This is a genomic window from Tundrisphaera macrotermitis (genome assembly GCF_051175315.1).
GTDB lineage: Bacteria > Planctomycetota > Planctomycetia > Isosphaerales > Isosphaeraceae > Tundrisphaera.
Map to the genome: position 1 here is coordinate 283,579 of NZ_CP195100.1, position 16,548 is coordinate 300,126.

General features: G+C 71.4%; 14 protein-coding genes and 1 pseudogene. 9 read left to right on the forward strand and 6 right to left on the reverse strand.

Annotation, left to right across the window (positions count from 1 at the left end; all coding sequences use genetic code 11):
• Positions 1 to 419 precede the first annotated feature (419 nt).
• The 9 genes and pseudogenes from TA3x_RS01165 to TA3x_RS01205 all read left to right on the forward strand — a co-directional run bounded on the left by TA3x_RS01165 (position 420) and on the right by TA3x_RS01205 (position 10,272).
• Positions 420 to 1,688, forward strand: coding sequence for a carboxymuconolactone decarboxylase family protein (locus tag TA3x_RS01165; protein WP_435018278.1), 1,269 nt, complete (start codon positions 420 to 422; stop codon positions 1,686 to 1,688).
• A gap of 29 nt (positions 1,689 to 1,717) precedes the next feature.
• Positions 1,718 to 3,004 carry a carboxymuconolactone decarboxylase family protein gene (locus TA3x_RS01170; RefSeq protein WP_435018279.1) on the forward strand — a complete coding sequence of 429 codons (1,287 nt, stop codon included), beginning with the start codon at positions 1,718 to 1,720 and terminating at the stop codon, positions 3,002 to 3,004.
• Positions 3,005 to 3,020: 16 nt separating this feature from the next.
• Positions 3,021 to 4,253 (forward strand): deiodinase family protein, encoded by a 1,233-nt coding sequence (locus TA3x_RS01175; protein WP_435022473.1) that lies wholly within the window; start codon positions 3,021 to 3,023, stop codon positions 4,251 to 4,253.
• Positions 4,254 to 4,299: 46 nt separating this feature from the next.
• Entirely contained in the window at positions 4,300 to 4,854 is a 555-nt protein-coding gene (locus tag TA3x_RS01180) for a hypothetical protein (RefSeq protein ID WP_435018280.1), read from the forward strand.
• Between the two features lie 232 nt (positions 4,855 to 5,086).
• On the forward strand, positions 5,087 to 6,709 hold the full coding sequence (locus TA3x_RS01185; protein ID WP_435018281.1) for a CRTAC1 family protein: 1,623 nt from the start codon (positions 5,087 to 5,089) through the stop codon (positions 6,707 to 6,709).
• 839 nt (positions 6,710 to 7,548) lie between these two features.
• Positions 7,549 to 8,559, forward strand: a pseudogene (locus TA3x_RS01190) (DNA ligase); the annotation flags it as partial.
• 72 nt (positions 8,560 to 8,631) lie between these two features.
• On the forward strand, positions 8,632 to 8,817 hold the full coding sequence (locus tag TA3x_RS01195; protein WP_435022475.1) for a WGR domain-containing protein: 186 nt from the start codon (positions 8,632 to 8,634) through the stop codon (positions 8,815 to 8,817).
• A gap of 26 nt (positions 8,818 to 8,843) precedes the next feature.
• Entirely contained in the window at positions 8,844 to 9,143 is a 300-nt protein-coding gene (locus tag TA3x_RS01200) for a hypothetical protein (protein WP_435018282.1), read from the forward strand.
• A 25-nt stretch (positions 9,144 to 9,168) separates the two neighbouring features.
• Positions 9,169 to 10,272 carry a DUF6745 domain-containing protein gene (locus tag TA3x_RS01205; protein WP_435018283.1) on the forward strand — a complete coding sequence of 368 codons (1,104 nt, stop codon included), beginning with the start codon at positions 9,169 to 9,171 and terminating at the stop codon, positions 10,270 to 10,272.
• 12 nt (positions 10,273 to 10,284) lie between these two features.
• Here the strand turns inward: TA3x_RS01205 and TA3x_RS01210 are convergent, their stop codons facing one another.
• From TA3x_RS01210 to TA3x_RS01235, 6 genes are read right to left on the reverse strand one after another with little or no spacing between them, the layout of a single operon-like run.
• Positions 10,285 to 11,166 (reverse strand): STM4011 family radical SAM protein, encoded by an 882-nt coding sequence (locus tag TA3x_RS01210; protein WP_435022477.1) that lies wholly within the window; start codon positions 11,164 to 11,166, stop codon positions 10,285 to 10,287.
• Positions 11,163 to 12,482: an STM4012 family radical SAM protein gene (locus TA3x_RS01215; RefSeq protein WP_435018284.1), complete on the reverse strand. Its 1,320-nt coding sequence runs from the start codon at positions 12,480 to 12,482 to the stop codon at positions 11,163 to 11,165. The genes TA3x_RS01210 and TA3x_RS01215 overlap by 4 nt, the downstream gene beginning before the upstream one ends.
• A complete protein-coding gene (locus TA3x_RS01220; RefSeq protein WP_435018285.1) occupies positions 12,479 to 13,288 on the reverse strand; it encodes an STM4013/SEN3800 family hydrolase in 810 nt (269 codons plus the stop codon). The genes TA3x_RS01215 and TA3x_RS01220 overlap by 4 nt, the downstream gene beginning before the upstream one ends.
• Positions 13,285 to 13,947, reverse strand: a complete 663-nt coding sequence (locus TA3x_RS01225; protein WP_435018286.1) for an HAD family hydrolase — start codon at positions 13,945 to 13,947, stop codon at positions 13,285 to 13,287. The genes TA3x_RS01220 and TA3x_RS01225 overlap by 4 nt, the downstream gene beginning before the upstream one ends.
• The gene (locus TA3x_RS01230) at positions 13,944 to 15,104 is read right to left on the reverse strand and encodes an STM4014 family protein (protein WP_435018287.1); all 1,161 of its coding nucleotides are present in this window, start codon (positions 15,102 to 15,104) and stop codon (positions 13,944 to 13,946) included. The genes TA3x_RS01225 and TA3x_RS01230 overlap by 4 nt, the downstream gene beginning before the upstream one ends.
• 4 nt (positions 15,105 to 15,108) lie before the next feature.
• Positions 15,109 to 16,122: an STM4015 family protein gene (locus TA3x_RS01235; protein ID WP_435018288.1), complete on the reverse strand. Its 1,014-nt coding sequence runs from the start codon at positions 16,120 to 16,122 to the stop codon at positions 15,109 to 15,111.
• Positions 16,123 to 16,548 lie beyond the last annotated feature (426 nt).

Consider the following 16,548-nt stretch of genomic DNA (forward strand, 5'->3'; position numbering starts at 1 on the left):
GACGGGGACGGATGGCCTGCGCATGGTTCCTCGGCCCCGGCCCGGAGGCCATCACGCTCGGCGATCCGTCCCGAGCGGCGCGACGCCTGGGAACTTTACGCGACATCGCAGCCCTGAAGGGTCGGCATGATCGAAGGCGGCATCCTCCGGGGAGTCCCGCGAGGCCGGGCCGCGCGACCCGACCCCGAGAGGCGCAACCCCTCATCGGCGGCCCCGGGGCGGCAGGCCGTGCCGAATCCGCGCGACGAACGACAAGAGATGAAGGATTCCACGGGAGATCACTCATGTACGTGTGCTCGGTCCGCCCCGTGCCGCGGGGACGTCCTCGGAACTCTGCAATCCTCGTTGCCCTGATCGTCTCCGGTCTGTCGGCGGGATCGCCCGCCCCGGCGGGCCAGGGCCCCGCCCCGGAGGCTCGCGTGACGCTCTCGAACGACGCCGACGCCTGGAAATGCCTCCCCCCCGCCGCTCAGGGCGGCGGCCAGCCCCTGCCCGCCTGGGCCCGGGCGACGGCGAAGTCGTTGCCCTACACGACGGCCGCCACGCTCGAACTGGACCGGATCTATCGCACCTCGGAGGCACTCGACCCGAAGTTGGCGGCGGCGATCCGGCTCGCGGTGGCCCGCGCCCTCCGCTCCGAATACGGTCGGGCCTACGCCGTGTCCGACCTCCGACGCCTCGGCGTCGACCCGGATGCCATCGGGCGGATCGAGGGGGATCGCGGATCGTTGCCCGAGGGCGAGCGGGCCGTGCTGGACTTCGCCGAACGGATGACCCTGGCGGGCGACTCCGCGACCGATGCCGAGGTCGCGGGCCTCGTCGCCGCCCACGGCGAGGAGAAGGTGGTCGCCATCGTGCTCCAGATCGCCTATGCCAACTTCCTGGACCGGATGGCCCTGGCCCTCGGCCTGGCCGTCGAGCCGGGAGGCCCGGTCCCCCCGGTCGCCGTCCGCTATGCCCGTCCCGACAAGCCCGGCATCCCCCCTGCCCCGCGCCCGCCGGCCCCGGCCGACGTGGAGGCCCCGGCCGCGCCCGAGGCGGCCGATCCCGAGTGGACGCGGATGGGCTACCCGCAACTCCAGGAGAGGCTCGAAGCCCAGAGGGGCCGCAAGCCCCGGGTGAGCATCCCGAGTTGGGACGAATTCCGGGCGACCCTGCCGGCGGGCATCTATCCCGTCTCCCGGCAGCTCCGGATCCGCTGGAGCCTGCTGGTCAGCGGCCGACAGCCCGCGCTCGGCACGGCGTGGATCAACTGCCTCCGCGTCTTCGAGGCCGAGGCCGCGCAGGATCGCGTCTTCGAGGAGAGCCTGTTCTGGGTCGTGACGCGGAGCCTGCGGTGCTTCTACTGCATGGGCCATTGCGAGATGCTCCTGGGGGTCGCCGGGCTCGATCCCGGCCAGATCGCCGACCGCACCGCGAAGCTCGCGAGCGGCGACTGGTCGGGCTTCCCTCCCGCCGAACGGATCGCGTTCGCGTTCGCCCGCAAGCTGACCCGGGCCCCCTGGGACATCTCGGAGGCCGACATCCGCCGGCTCGGCGACGCCTTCGGGCCCGAACGTGCGCTCGACGTGATCTGGTGGTCCAGCCGCTGCCAGTTCATGACCAAGGTCTCCGACGCCTTCCAACTCCAACTTGAGCGGGAGAACGTCTTCGTGGATCACCTCAAGCCGGACGAAGGGCCGAAGTGAATCCGCCAGCCCGAGCCATCGGAGGCCCCATGCGTTTCATCCCATCGACCGACGAGGAAGCCTGGCGGGGCCTGCCGCCCGCGACCCGGGGGGGCGGGCGTCCGCTCCCCTCGTGGGCGCGCATCCTCGCGTCGAGGCTGCCGAGGAGCACCGCGGCCCTCCTCCAACTCGACCACGCCCAGCGGACCCTGGGCCCGCTCGACCCCGGGCTCCGGGCCGCGATGAGGCGGGTCGCCGCGCGGGCGAACCGCTGCGCCTACGCCGAGTCGGCCGCGACCGCGGACGCCATCCGGGCGGGCCTCGATCCGGACAGGCTCGCGGCGGCGGATCGCGAGGGCGATCCCGGTTGGGCCGAGGCGGAGCGGAGGGCCCTGGACTTCGCCCGGAAGATGACCATCGATTCCGCATCGGTGACCGACGCAGTATTCGCGTCGCTGGTCGCGGACTTCGGGGCGAATCGGGCGGCGGCGATGGTGCTCCTCCTGGCGCACGCCAACTTCCAGGACCGCCTGTTGCTCGCCCTCGGGGCCCCGCCCGAGTCCGACGGTCCCCTGCCCCCACTGGATGTCGCCTTCGACCCGGCCGCCTTCGCGTCACGCACGACGCCGCCCCCGGCCCGCGCCCCATCGCGAGCCCGGCTCGCGGAGGCGCCGGCCTGGCGGGGCGAGGCCGACTATCAACGGCTCCAGTCGCGGCTCGAAGCCCAGCGCCGCCGGCCCACGCGCCTGGAGGTCCCGGCCTGGGAGGACGTCGCCGCGAACCTGCCGGAGGGGCCGCTCCGCCGGCCCAGCGACATCGTCTGGTACCGGATCTGTTTCGGCTACGCCCCTGAACTGGCGGTCCCGTTCGAAACCTTCATGCGGACGGCCGGAGAGGAGGCCGGGCCGGGCTGGGACCGCATCTTCGCGCAAGGCCTGTTCTGGGTCACGACCCAGGCCGTGGATTGCCCCTACTGCATGGGCCATTGCGAGATGAACTGGGAGGTCGCCGGCCTCGCCCCGGCCGAGATCGCCGAACGAAGCCAACTCCTGGCCGGCGACGACTGGTCGGGCTTCCCCCCGGCCGAGCGGAGGGCCTTCGCCTTCGCCAGGAAGCTGGCCACGGCCCCCTGGTCGGTCGACGACGAGGACGTGGCGGGACTCGAAGCGGGCTTCGGGCCGGGCGGGGCCCTGCTCGTGATCCTCAACGCGAGCCGCCACCACTACATGACGCGGATCTCCAACGGCTTCCAGCTCCAGCTCGAACGGGAGAATGTCTTCCATGACTATTACAGTGCCGGTCATCGCACCGAATCCGAGCGGGACGATGCGAGGTGATCCCGCGTCATCCCGGATGAAGCCGGGCCGGGTCGGGGGCCCCCTCGGATGGGGGGTCGCCTGCGGCCTGGCCCTGGCCGCGTCGCTCGCCGTCGGCCCGACGGCCCTCGGCCAGAGCCCGCCCATCCCCGAGGGGGATGAGGAGATCAATCGGGCGGTGGAACGTGCCCTCGCGGAATCGGGCGGCGAACGGCCCGAGTGGGTCGAAATGCTCGAAGACATCCGCCGCGGGAGCCAGCTCGGGCCCGAAGACGGCTGGTTCCGCACGGCGGTCGCGCAGACCCGGTTCGGCTGGGAGGCGACGAGGCAGCGGTTCGACCGCGACGGCGACGGCCGGATCGCCCGGGGCGAGTTCCCCGGCAACGACGCCGACTTCGCCCGGCTCGACCGCGACAGGGATGGCTCGCTCACGCCGGCCGACTTCGACTTCTCCGCGCATGCGCTGACGCCATCGCTCGGGTCGATGGTCTTCGCCCGGGCCGACCGCGACGGCGACGGCAAGGTCGGCCGCGACGAGTTCGACGCCCTGTTCCGGGAGGCCGACTCCGGGAATCAGGGCTTCCTCTCGCTGGGCGACCTGCAGGAGGCGTTCCGGCCGCCGCCCCGGCCCGCGGAAGCCGGCCCAGCCCCGGGGCCCCCCACCCGGGAGACTCTCATCCGTGGCCTGTTCCGGCAGGAGATCGGCTCGCTCCGGCCCGGCCCGAAGCTCGACGAGGCCGCCCCCGACTTCACCCTCAGGACGGCCGACGGCTCCGAGGAAGTGACGCTTTCGAAGCTCGTCGGGCCCAGGCCCGTGGTGCTGGTCTTCGGCAACGTCACCTGCGGTCCGTTCCGCAATCAGGCCGGCAACGTCGAGAAGCTCCACCGGCTCTACAAGGACCGGGCGACGTTCGTGATGATCTACGTCCGCGAGGCCCACCCGACCGACGGCTGGCGGATGGAGAGCAACGACCGCGTCGATGTGACGCTCGCCCAGCCCCGCACTTATGAAGAACGCGCCGGCGTCGCCCGGTCCTGCGGCGCCCGGCTGAATCTCGGCTTCCCGATGCTGGTCGACACCATCGACGACTCCGTGGGCGCCCCCTACAGCGGGATGCCGAGCCGCCTCTACCTGATCGACCGGCAGGGCAAGATCGCCTATAAATCGGGCCGCGGCCCGTTCGGATTCAAGCCCGCCGAACTGGAGCAATCCCTGATCCTGCTGGACCAGCCCGAGGCGACCGCCGAGGGGCCGCCCCGGTCCCGCTGAACGTGCACCTGATCCTCCATTGTCCGACACCGAAGGAATGAGACCGATGAAGACTCCCGCACCCAAGACGATTCTCCTCGCCGTCCTGCTCGCCGGCTCGACGCTGGCCTGGCGGCAGGCGAACTCGCAGCAGCCGGACGGCAACACCAAGTCCGAGACGATGGATCGCTCCGCGGCGGCCACCTACGAGCACCTGGCCACGGCCATCATCGCCATCGAGGCCACCGAGGACGAGCTGGTCCGGAGCATCCTCCTGGGCTACCAGGCCGCGGCGCAGGGGCATCTGAAGGCGGCTATCTCCGACGCGCCCGGGCGACGCGCCCACCTGGAGGCCGCCGCCACCGTGATCGGCGACATCGCCAACGAAGGGGACAAGCGGATCCAGGCCGTCCGCCAGCGGCTGGCCAAGGCTGGCCACACCCACAACACCGACGTCGAGACCAAGGAGGACTACCTGTTCATCAACAGCAAGGAGAAGAAGGGGCTGGTCGCGCTGGCCGGCCGGGTCGCGAAGCTGGATGCGAATGCCAAGGAGGCCGAAATCAAGGCCGTCCAGGACGAGCTTTCCGCCCTGTTCGACAAGGCCATCGCCCCGGAATGATCCGGGCCGAGACCCCGGCCCCGCCGCGCGCCGCGGCGGAACCCATCCAGCGAGGGACGTAGTCATGCGCCGGCGAGCCTCCGCGTTGGTCCTGTTATGCTCCGGGCTCGCCTCCTGCGGTCGGCCCTCCCCCGCCCCCGCCCCCTCCCCTGCCCCGGCTTCGCCGCCAGCGCCCGCGGCCAAGGCGTCCTCGCGGCCCGCGCCGAGCCCGGCGGGGGCCCGGTTCGTCGACGTGGGGCTCGAGGCCGGGCTGACGGCCGAGTTGCTCTGCGGCGGGCCGGACAAGGACCACATCCTGGAGTCGGTCGGCACGGGGGCCGCCTTCATCGACTACGACGAGGACGGCCGGCTCGACCTGTTCCTGGTCAACGGTTGGTCGCTGGACGAGGATCCGTCGCGGGTCCGGGTCAAGGGCCGCAATGCCCTCTACCGGAACCTCGGCGGGGGCCGCTTCGAGGAGGTGGCCGAGAAGGCCGGCGTGGCGGGCGACACCTGGGGCTGCGGCGTCTGCGCCGCCGACTATGACGACGACGGCCACGTCGACCTGTTCGTCACCTCCTTCGGCCCGGCCCGGCTCTACCGGAATCGTGGCGACGGCACCTTCGAGCAGGTCGCCGAGCGGGCCGGCCTCGCCGAGTCGGGATGGGGAGCGGGTGCGGCGTTCTTCGACGCTGATGGGGACGGAGACCTCGACCTTTACGTCGCCCGCTACATTGAAGCGACGCTGGAGGACGTCCTGGCCGCTCGCCGGACCACGACCTGGAGGGATACGGCCAAGGTGATGGCCGGCCCGTTCGGCCTGCGCGGCGGCAAGGATCGCTTCTACCGTAACAACGGCGACGGGACTTTCCGGGACGCCACCGAGGAGGCCGGGATGGCCGATGTGGCCGAATCCTACGGTTTGGGCGTGCTCGCCTCCGACCTGGACAACGACGGCGACGTGGACCTCTACGTCGCCAACGACTCGAACCCCAACTTCCTCTACCGCAACGACGGCAACGGCCGGTTCACCGACATCGGCACCTGGAGCGGCTCCGGGCTGGACGGCGAGGGGATTGCCCAGGCCGGCATGGGCGTCGACGCCGGAGACTTCGACGGCGACGGCCTCCAGGAGATCTTCGTCACCAACTTCGCCCGCGACCACGCGACCCTGTACCGCAACCGGGGCGGGCTGATGTTCGACGACCTCAGCGCCTCGCTGAAGCTCAACTCCATGACCCACGACACGCTCAAGTGGGGCTGCCTGTTCCTCGACTACGACCTGGACGGGGACCTCGATTTGGCCTACGTCAACGGGCACATCTACCCCCAGGTCGAGCACTTCCCGAAACTCCGCGAGACCTACAAGCAACGCCCGACCCTGCTGCGCAACGACCGCGGCCGCCTGGCCGATGCGTCGCGCGAGGCCGGCCCGGGCTTCCAGGTCGCCGCGTCGGCCCGGGGCCTCGCCGCAGGCGACTACGACGATGACGGCGACCTCGACCTCCTCGTCACCGCCGTGGATGGCCCGCCGCTCCTCCTGCGCAACGACACGCCGAGGGACGGGAACCACTGGCTGAAGCTCCGGCTGCTCAACCGGCACGGCGGCCCCGCCATCAACGCCCGCGCCTCCCTGACCGTCGGGGGCACGACCCTCCTCCGCGAACTCCGGAGCGGCTCCTCGTATCAGTCGCAGAATGCCCTGGAACTGCACTTCGGCCTCGGCCGGGATACCCGGGCGGGACGCCTGCAGGTCACCTGGCCGGGCGGGTTGCAAACCCTCCATGAAGTCGAAGGGGTGGACCGCACCCTCACGATCCGCGAGCCTCCCCCGACGACGGCAATCCCGCTCCCTCCCGATCGGGCTCGTCATTGAATCGACATGGCGAACGAGGCTGCCCCGCACAAACCAGGCTGGAAGGAAGGACCCGGCGACGGCGAACCTCGGTCGTCGGATCGACGCTGAGGTCATCTTCGACAAACTGCTGGCGGACCTCGCCCCCCGCTACGAGCAGGCCGACATGAGAGCGGAGGGCCCGTCCCGACCGAAAGCGTAAACCGGGCGCTGGCCGCAAGCACCGCCTCGACCTGGCCGACCGCCTGCTGATACCTTTGATCGACGATTGCAATTTCATTATACGAAAATTTATCTCGATTCGAATGACGGATTGGGCCGCCGCCACCAGCATTTCTCACCTCCAGGGGCGATCCAAGCCGGCAACCAGTGACGCGAAGCGGGTCACGCCCGTGCCGCAGTGGCCGGCCATCGTGCCGAATCCCAGGCTCACCGCGCGGGCCACCGCCCCGATCGGGAGCGACTCGGCCACGACCAGGCGGAACCACGCCGACCGCGTCGGTCCCGCCGAGCTGAGGACGCCCAACTCCCAGCGGCGGGCTGATGCCCGACGACCTCACCGCGTTGATGACGCCCAAGGACGTGACGAGCAGGGTGACCAGGGTCGGTTCGCTCAATGCCCAGATAATGGTGTCGGCCCGCCCCGGTGATCACCGCCCTAATCGCATCGGCCGTCTTGAACGTGACCGCCTCGCCGCTCGGGGGACCGCCGACCAGGCGCCGTGGGCCCGCTGTCGCGGTTGGGGTCGACGACTTGGGCGGTCCACCGATCCGGCCCCCTTGCAGGTTGGGCCTGGCACTGATATTAAGTACACTTGGCGGCCGAAAGAGGCGAATGGTGGCCGTGGGGGACAGACGCGATGCCCGATCTGGACGATGGCGAGTCGGTCGAGGTCAAGGGGTCGGGGGCCCGGCCCTACGTCCTGAGGAACACCGGCGGCCTGTATTCGTGCTCCTGCCCGGCGTGGCGAAATCAGTCGATCCCGATCGAGCGGCGGACGTGCAAGCACCTCCGGAAGCTGCGTGGTGAGGATGCCGAGGCGACCCGGGTCGGCAACTCCGCGATGGAGGGCACCGAGTCCGTCGAGGCGGCCAAGGCCGGCCCGCCCGTGCTGCTGGCCGAGCGGTGGGACAATGCGCAGGACCTGACCGGCTGGTGGATGAGCGAGAAGCTCGACGGGGTCCGCGCCTTCTGGGACGGCCGGGCGCTGATCTCACGCCTGGGGAACCCGTTCCACGCCCCCGACTGGTTCCTCGCGGGCCTGCCCGAGGAGCCGCTCGACGGCGAGTTGTGGATCGGCCGCAAGGCGTTCCAGAGGGCGGTCGGGGTGGTCCGCCGCCAGGATCGATCCGACCACTGGAAGGAGGTGACCTTCGTCGCCTTCGATGCCCCGACGTTCGCCGGGCCGTTCGAGGAGCGGCTCCGCTTCGTCCGCGACCATGTTGCTCGGGCCCGGCCGCCCCACGCCCGCGCCCTCGACCACGCCGCCTGCGAGGGGCTGGATCACCTGCGGGCCGAGTTGGCCCGGGTCGAGGCGCTGGGCGGCGAGGGCTTGATGCTCCGCCGGCCCGGATCCGCCTACGAGGTCGGGCGGTCCCTGACGCTGCTGAAGGTCAAGAGCTTCCGCGACGACGAGGCCCGGGTGGTGGGCCACCAGCCCGGCGCCGGGCGGCACAAGGGGCGGCTCGGGGCGTTGCTCGTGGAACTGGCCGACGGGACCCGGTTCGCCGTCGGCACGGGCCTGTCCGACCGCGAGCGCGAGGCCCCTCCGGCCGTCGGCTCGGTCATCACGTTTCGTTACCAGGAGCTTTCCGACGGCGGTGTCCCCCGGTTCCCCTCGTACGCCGGGGTCCGTCACGACGTCGCTCCGGCCGTCCCACGGTCGCCGGAGCCCGCGCCGGCGACGAAGTCGGCCGCCCCGTCTCCCCGGCGGTTCGAGTTGGTGGAGGGAGGCTCGGCGAAGTTCTGGGAGATCGCCCGTGAGGGGGTCGCGGTCACCGTCCGATACGGTCGGATCGGCTCCGACGGCCAGGCGAAAACCAAGCAGCTTGCCGACGAAGCCGCGGCGCTTCGTCATGTCGATGATCTGATCCGCGAGAAGACCGGAAAGGGGTACGTCGAGCCATGACCCGCGAATCCGAAGGAGCAGCGACGATGATGTGGAGGCATGGGGACGTCCTGATTGCGGCGGTCGAGGCCATCCCGGCGGGCGCCAGGATTTTGCCGCATTGCGTGCTGGCCGAGGGGGAGTTGACCGGGCACTGCCACCGGATCGAGGGGGCGGGCGTGGCCGAGCTGTTCGAGGTCGGGGGCGAGCGGTTCCTCCGGGTCGAGGCCGAGTCGGCACGCCTTGTCCACGAGGAGCACCGGACGATCACGCTGCCCCGGGGCCTGTATCGCATCTGGCAGCAGCGCGAGTACACGCCGCGGGCCATCGTCACGGTGCGAGACTGACGACCTCCGTCCCCGGGAGCGGGCCATGGCGAATTCGCGCAAGATCACGCTGAACAAGCAGGATGGCCGTCCCTTCGCGTGGATCGCGAATGGCCGGCTCGAACTGGCCGAGGGCGGGGCGGACTATCTGTCGTTCGTGGGCCGGCTGGCGTTGCCGCAGATGGCCGACCTGGTCGCATTGCCGCCGGGCCTGAAGGTCCGTCGGCTCGACCTGTCCGGCTGCACGAGCCTGGCCTCGCTGCCGGAGGGGCTGGATGTGCGCCACCTCAATGTTTCCGGCTGCACGAGCCTGGCCTCGCTGCCGGAGGGGCTGCGGTGCTACGAGGTGGATGCGAGCGGGTCCGGGCTCCGCTCGCTCCCGGCGGACTTGCGGGTCGAGTCGAGGCTCGACCTCCGCGACTGCACGAGCCTGGCCGAACTGCCGGACGGCCTCAAGGTCGGCTCGCTGGTCCTCCGGGGCTGCACGGCGCTGGCCGAATTGCCGGAAGGGCTCGACGTCGCCTTCCTGGACCTCCGGGGTTGCGCCCGGCTCGAACGCTGGCCCGACGCGGCGACGATCCGGATCGGGCGGCTCGACGTCGGCGGGTGCCGGCGGCTCGCCGCGTTGCCCGCCGGGCTGGGCCGGCTGGCGCAGCTCGACGTCTCGGACTGCGTGGGCCTGACCGAGCTTCCCGAGGGGCTCCAGGTCGGATCCTGGATCGAGATCGCCAACACCGGGATCACCTCCCTGCCGGATTCGCTGATCGGGGTCAACCTCCGCTGGCGCGGGGTGCCGATCGACGAGCGGATCGCGTTCCATCCCGAGGCGATCGAGGTCCGGGAGATCCTCGACGAGCCGAACGCGGAGCGGCGGCGGGTCCTGCTGGAGCGGGTCGGGATCGACCGTTTCCTGGACGAGGCCGACGCCCAGGTGATCGACGAGGACCGCGACCCCGGCGGCGTTCGCCGACTGGTCCGCGTGCCGATGCGCGACGACGAGGATCTCGTCTGCGTGATGGTCCACTGCCCATCCACCGGCGGGCGGTACCTGCTCCGCGTCCCCCCGGACATGAAGACCTGCCGGCAGGCGGTGGCCTGGACCGCCGGGTTCGACGACCCGAGCCTGTATCGCCCCCTGGTCGAAGCCTGATCCGCCCGGCCCCTACGCACCTCCCCCATCGCGCCGCCAGATCGGCCGGGCGGGGATCCGCTCCAGGATCCCCGCCCCGAAGGTCGCGGCGAGGCCGAGTTCGTCGAGGTGGACGTAGCCGATGTGGCAACCGCAGGTGGCGTTGGTGCAGGGCCGCTCCGCCAAAGCCGCGGCGAAGTCCGGGTCGTACACGTTTCCGATCGGCTCGCGGATGAAGTGGCACCGCCGCATGGTCCCGTCTCCATCCACCGAGACCACCGATCGCCCGGCGCGGCACGACTTGCCCAGGCTCGCGTGCCGCCGGTCGTTGACCGGGAACAGGGGGTCGATCGCCTCGAACCGTCGAAGGTCGTCCTCGTCGTAGTAGCCGACCTGACGCTTGAAGGCGTTGATCCAGATGTAGACGCCGGGAGCCAGCTCCCGCCGCAGGGCCTCGGCCTCGCCGAGGTGCTCCTTCAGCCCGACCACGCCGACGCTGTAGCGGACCCCGAGTCGATCCAGTTTCCGGCACCGGCGGAGGAACGCCGAACGGGGGACCTCGCCCGGGTGGTAGGTCGCCCAGAGGGCCAGGCGATCCCGATCCGCCGCCTCGGCCCAGCCGGGCGACGCCGCCAGATTGGTCTGGATCGCGACCCGCACAACCTGGGGCGTATGGGAGAGCCGGACCAACGCCTCGCGATACCACCGGCGGGTCAGGGCCTCGCCCCAGGGCGTGAACAGGATCGCGATCCGGTCCCCATCCGGGCGGTCGAGCACCCACGCGACGAACCTGTCCAGGGCCCGGCGGTCCGCGGCCAGTTCCGCGGCCGTCTCGCGGCGCTTGGCGAAGGGGCAGTAGCCGCAGGCATAGTTGCAACTGGAAAGCGGGCCGCGATAGAGGATCGACAGGTTCAACGCCATGTGAAGTCCTCGCGCAACGCCCGGACCTTCGCCGAGTCGAGCCAGGGGCCGATGGCGTCGGACCGCTCCAGCCCCGCGTCGGTCAGCCGGATCGCGCCCCCCGAACGTTCGGCGAGGCCGAGCGGGCCCAACTCGGCCAATCCGGGCAGGTCGTCGGTCGCCTCGGTGCCGAACCGTCCGGCATAGTCGGCCAGGTCCAGCCCCTCGGGAGAGAGGATCGACTGGATCACGTGCCGCCGGCGACGGTCCTCGGCATCCAGACGGAACCCGTACTGGGCGAATCCGAACGAAAATTCCGGCCTCTGGGCGTAAGCGGAGATGATCCCGCTGAGTTCTCGCGTCCCGACCGCGTACTCGTCCGAGTAGTGGAGGGTCGCCGTGTACGATCGTGCCCCGCAGCCGAGGCCGACCATCCCATCCTCCTGGCAGCGGTATGCCGGTCCGGTGCCGGCCGGGGCGTGCGGGGCCCGGAACATCCGCATCGATTCCTGGACGTAACCCTCATCTCTCAGGAGGGCGCGGGCCTCGCGGTAGCAGGCCAGGCGAAGGTCGTCCCACTCCCCGCCGCGGCGGTCCAGCCCGGTCAAGGGGCGGACGTAGAGCGGGTAGAGGTAGAGTTCCTCCGGTGCGAACCGCAGGGCCCGGCGGAGCGAAGTTAACCAGCTCGAAACGGTCTGTCCGGGCAGGCCGTAGATCAGGTCGATGTTGAGCGTCGGGAACCCTGCCTCGCGGATCATCCCGAGGGCCCGCTCCACCCCCGCCGCCTCCTGGGGGCGGAGCACGGCCTTCGCCTCGGCCTCGTCGAACGACTCGACCCCGATGCTGACCCGATCCAGCCCCCGTTCCCGGAGCAGCCCGAGCTTCGCCGCGTCCACGGTCCCGGGCGACACCTCCACCGACCCGGGGATCCGGCCGAGGTCGGCCCCCATGGTCCGACCGGCGATGTCGAGGACGGTTTCCAGGTCGCGGAGGTCGAGGTAGGTGGGCGTCCCGCCGCCGATCGCCGCCCGGGCGAACGCCGCGTCGCCGAGGTCGGCGCGGACGCGGTCCGCCTGCCGCCCCAGCGCCGCGAGGTAGCCGGCGACGAGGTCCGCGGGCGGCCGGGCCCTGGTGAACAGGTTGCAGAATCCGCACCTCATCCCGCAGAACGGGACGTGGATGTAGAGGAACAGGGCGTCGCGCCGCTCGGCCTCCCACAAGGGAGCCAACGGCACCGGCGGGTCCAGCGGCCGGTAGGCGGTCTTGTGGGGATACGAGTAGGCATAACTCAGGTAGGGCGAACCCGCGAGCAGGGATTCGGCATGGTTCATGGGTTGGCCCCCGACAGGAGGAATTCCGCGTAGGGGACGGTCCAGACGATCGGGTGGGCCAGGCGGTGGCCCCGATAGCCGTCCTCGCCGTAGGCGGTGCCGTGGTCCGAGCAGACGATGACGAAGGCCGGGCCGCGCTTGCGGATCGCCGCGAACAGCGTGGGCAGTTGCCGATCGACGTGGCGCAGGGCGGCGGCGTGCGACGCGATCGTGTCCGCCGTGGCCCCCGGCAGGTGGTGGCAGTTCGGCTGGTGCAGCGCCGAGACGTTGACGAACAGGAAGACCCGGCGGTCGGGCGGGATGCGGCCCAAAATCGATGCGGCCAGGGCCATCTGGGCCTCGGCCGATCGGGGGGCGGTCACGCCCAACTCGGGAGACCAGTGGCTCTCGGCGAACAGGCCCGGCAGGATGCTCCCCAGGGGGCTCAACTTGTTGAAGAAACCGACCCCGCCGATGCATGCGGTGTGGTAGCCCCGGCCCGCGAGCCCGGAGACGATGTCGGGGGCGTCGAGGACGCAGGTGGTCGGGCCGGTCGTCTCGCTGCCCGGGAATCGTGCGGCGAACGGGCGTGGACGGCGGCTCCCGTCGGCCGGGGTCGGGGTGAAGCCGGCGAAGAAGGCGTGGTGGGCGGCGTATGTGAAGCTGCCGGGCGAATGCCGCTCCTCCCAGGCCCCGCTCGGCAGGACGGCCGCCAGGTTCGGCGTCCGGCCGGCCGCCAGTTCATCGCGAGCCACGTCGAATCGCAAGGTGTCGAGCGTGACGAACACCACGTCGTGGGTCCCGATCAGGGCGGCGACGTCGATCATGACGCCAACTCCGCCGCGAGGTCGGCCACGCTTTGGACGGTCCGGCCCGGGGTCGGGAAGCCGGGCGGGTAGGGACGGCCGGCCGAGACCCAGCAGGTCGCCATCCCGACGTTCGAGGCCCCGGCGATGTCGCGTGCCGGGTCGTCGCCCACGAACAGGGCCTCGCTCGGTAGGCAGCCCGCCCAGGCCAGCGCGGCGAGGAACGGGGCGGGGTCGGGCTTGGCGGAGCCGATCTCGCCCGAGACGAAGGCCCGGGGGATCGCGGCCCCGAGCCCGAGCCGGCCCAACTTGGCCCGCTGGACCGGCCCCGCGCCGTCGGTGACGATCGCCACGCGGTATCGACCCGCCAGGTCTCCCAGCAGCCCGGAGACGGCCGGGTCGGGCTCGATGAACGACGCCAGGCGGGCGGAGTGGTCGCGGGCGATCTCCGCCGCGGATAGGCCCAGGGCCGGGAAGGCCGACGCGGCCCGGCGGGCAAACGCGCGTCGATCCCAGCCCGGGGCGTCGGCCCCGGCGACGAGGCGATCTAGGTCGACCCCGCCCTGCCCGGCGGCGAAGGCGTCGGGCCGGCGGGCGATCAGGTCGAGGCAATAGCGCCGGTGGGCGCCGGCGCGGTCGAGCAGGGTCCCGTCGAGGTCGAAGAAGAGGGCCCGGATCATGCCGCCCACCCCCGGAGCAGGGCCTCGACCTGGGCCGCGTGGGTGCCGAGCCCCCGGTCGGTCACGCCGTGGAGCAGGTCGCCGAAGGCGTTGACTTCCAGGACCGCGTGGCGACGGTCGCCGGGGGCGATCAGCAGGTCCACGCCGGCGTGGAGCGAGCCGGGGAATGCCGCGGCGGCCCGCTCGCAGGTCGCCATCGCGGCCTCCCACGCCCCGGGCCCCATCCTCGACCGCAACGCGGCCGGGTCGCCCCGGCGGTTGCCGAGGTGGAGGTTTGTCAGCGGCCCCCGCCCCATTCGGACGACGACGTGCCCGGCCCGGCCGGCGACGACCACCACCCGGAGGTCGAACACGCACCCGCCGATCCCCGCCTTCGGGATCCAGCGCTCGACGTGGACCCCCTCGCGCGCCAGGGCGTCGATCAACGCGGCGACCTCGCGTTGGTCCTCGACCCGGCGGATCGCCCGCGTGTTGTAGAGCCGGGCCTCGCCCCCGACGCGGACGACCTCCGCCGTGGTCGTCGCCACGACCCCCCGGGGCCCCACCGCCAGCGCCACCACTCCCGAGGCCGACGACCCGTGCGCCAGCTTGACGAACACCCGGCTCGCGCCATCCTCGCTCATCTTCCGCCGCAGTTCGTCGTAGGATCGGATCGGCCCGATCGCCCCGGGGCAAGGGACGCCGATCTCGCTCAGGCGGGCGTGGCATCGGGGCTTGTCGAACATCACCGCGACCTCATCGGGATCGTTCAGGGCGACCAGCCCGGCCTGATTCGACAACTGCCGTCCGATGCGGCGGAGCGCCTCGCGGAACCCCAGGAACCATTGCCGGGGATACCAGACCCGCCCCCGGTCGAACGCCAGCCGGGCCGCCTCGTCGCGGGAGATCCGCGCCGGGCCGGCCTCGTCCTCGACGTTGGCCCCCAGGGCCAGCAGGGCCCGCTCCACCTCGAAGTCCTGCCCGGGCGACTCGATTCGCACCAGCCCGCCCCCCGGGAGGGACCCCTCCAGGCATTCGCGGCCCTCGATCAGGCCATGGTAGGAGACGATCGCGGCGGGGGGCTGGCCGGCCCGGGCCAGCGCGTCCTGGAACAGCGCGACGCGCCGGCCCGATGGGTTGCCCACGATCGCCATGCGGAGCGGGGCCCGTCCTGCCATGCCCTCACTCCGACACGGCGATGTAGCGGTGGACCTTGCCATCGCCCCAGTCATGCCCCTCCTGCCGGTCCCCGGCCTCGATCTCGATCCCCAGTCGTTTCAGCTTCTGGATCACCTCATCGGAGACATAATGGTGATGGATGTCGAGCCGGGTGAGGCGAGCCGCGCCGGGGGAATTCCCGGGGCCCTCCTTATCGCCCAGACCACTCAAGAACGGTTGGACATCCGATTGGGAGGGGCGTGGCATATAGGGGCTCGACACCAGGGCCATCGCTCCCTCGTCCCCTAGGTCGCCCAGCGACAGGTCGAGCACGTCGAGCCGGGCCAGGATCGGAGCCTGGGCCACCGCCTCGGCGATCCGGTCGGCCCCCTCGGCATCGCGGAGGCCGAGTCGCTTGAGGGCCGGGAAACGGTCGCCCCGGAGGATCGGCGCCAGGTCGTCCGGCGTGACGTTGCCCCCGTAGTTCTCGGTCCCGAGCCAGAGTTCCAGGTGCTCCAGCCGGGGCAGGTCCGACGCGGCGATCCCCCGGACGACCTCGGCGTCCAGCCCGCCGCTCTCGACGACCAGCGACCGCAGGTTGCCGTGCCGGAGCTTGCCGATCGCCAGGCCCGAGCCGCCCCGGACCCGGAAATGCTCCAGGTTCGGGTAGGCGTCGAAAAGGGGCGTGACGTCGGACTGCTGGATCCAGGAGATCTCGTTCTCCTCGCTGGTGATGTCCCCCAGGAACAGCGCGCGGAGGTTCGGCAAAGCCTCGCGGGCGGCCACCAGCGCCTCGACGATCGGCCCGGCACTCGCGTCCGACTCGTCCCCCTGCCACGCGCCGATGACCAGCCCGGGGACCTCCGAGGCGGCCGGGTCTTCGAGGAACCGGGCCAGGAGCACCGTGAGCGGATCTTCCGAGTCATAGTCCACGCGCAGGCGGTAGATCGTGCCCTTCGGGTCATCGATCCCGGCCTCGGGGTCGTAGTCCCGGACGGGCAGCCCGGCGAATTCCTCGGCATTCTCTGAGATCGTCACGGCGTTCGCCCCCGCTTTGCCGACACCGGGGGCGGCTCGTTGCACCCGCACCCCGCTACCGATGTCGTCCTGGCCAGGAGTTTATCAGTCGCGACGCATCGGTCCAAGGCCGGGCCGAAGGTCGTCCATGCCGCCATTCCGACCGACCACCGATCTCAGGAACCCGGGATGCCGGCCCGCAACGCCCGGATGCCGGTGGCGGATGATGATGATTGGTCTCCCGATGGAGTCGGTGTTCCGGGCACGGACGATCCCCGAGACGCAGGGTTACCTCAAGCGCATTGTCCCAGGCCAGCCAATAGGCTGGCAGAATGGACCTGCCCAACGGCGAGCGGCACCTCATCGGGCCACCGTGCTGGCATTGCCACGAGGCCACCCGTCCCTCCCACGAGCGGCAACCGCGATGCCCCGCCTGCCGTCGCAAAT

Excerpts from the sequence above, each read along its gene's own strand:
- TA3x_RS01225 (WP_435018286.1), bottom strand. The coding sequence starts at position 13,947 with ATGATCCGGGCCCTCTTCTTCGACCTCGACGGGACCCTGCTCGACCGC.
- TA3x_RS01215 (WP_435018284.1), bottom strand. The coding sequence starts at position 12,482 with ATGAACCATGCCGAATCCCTGCTCGCGGGTTCGCCCTACCTGAGTTAT.
- TA3x_RS01230 (WP_435018287.1), bottom strand. The coding sequence starts at position 15,104 with ATGGCAGGACGGGCCCCGCTCCGCATGGCGATCGTGGGCAACCCATCG.
- TA3x_RS01200 (WP_435018282.1), top strand. The coding sequence starts at position 8,844 with ATGATGTGGAGGCATGGGGACGTCCTGATTGCGGCGGTCGAGGCCATC.
- TA3x_RS01180 (WP_435018280.1), top strand. The coding sequence starts at position 4,300 with ATGAAGACTCCCGCACCCAAGACGATTCTCCTCGCCGTCCTGCTCGCC.
- TA3x_RS01175 (WP_435022473.1), top strand. The coding sequence starts at position 3,021 with ATGAAGCCGGGCCGGGTCGGGGGCCCCCTCGGATGGGGGGTCGCCTGC.
- TA3x_RS01205 (WP_435018283.1), top strand. The coding sequence starts at position 9,169 with ATGGCGAATTCGCGCAAGATCACGCTGAACAAGCAGGATGGCCGTCCC.
- TA3x_RS01170 (WP_435018279.1), top strand. The coding sequence starts at position 1,718 with ATGCGTTTCATCCCATCGACCGACGAGGAAGCCTGGCGGGGCCTGCCG.
- TA3x_RS01220 (WP_435018285.1), bottom strand. The coding sequence starts at position 13,288 with ATGATCGACGTCGCCGCCCTGATCGGGACCCACGACGTGGTGTTCGTC.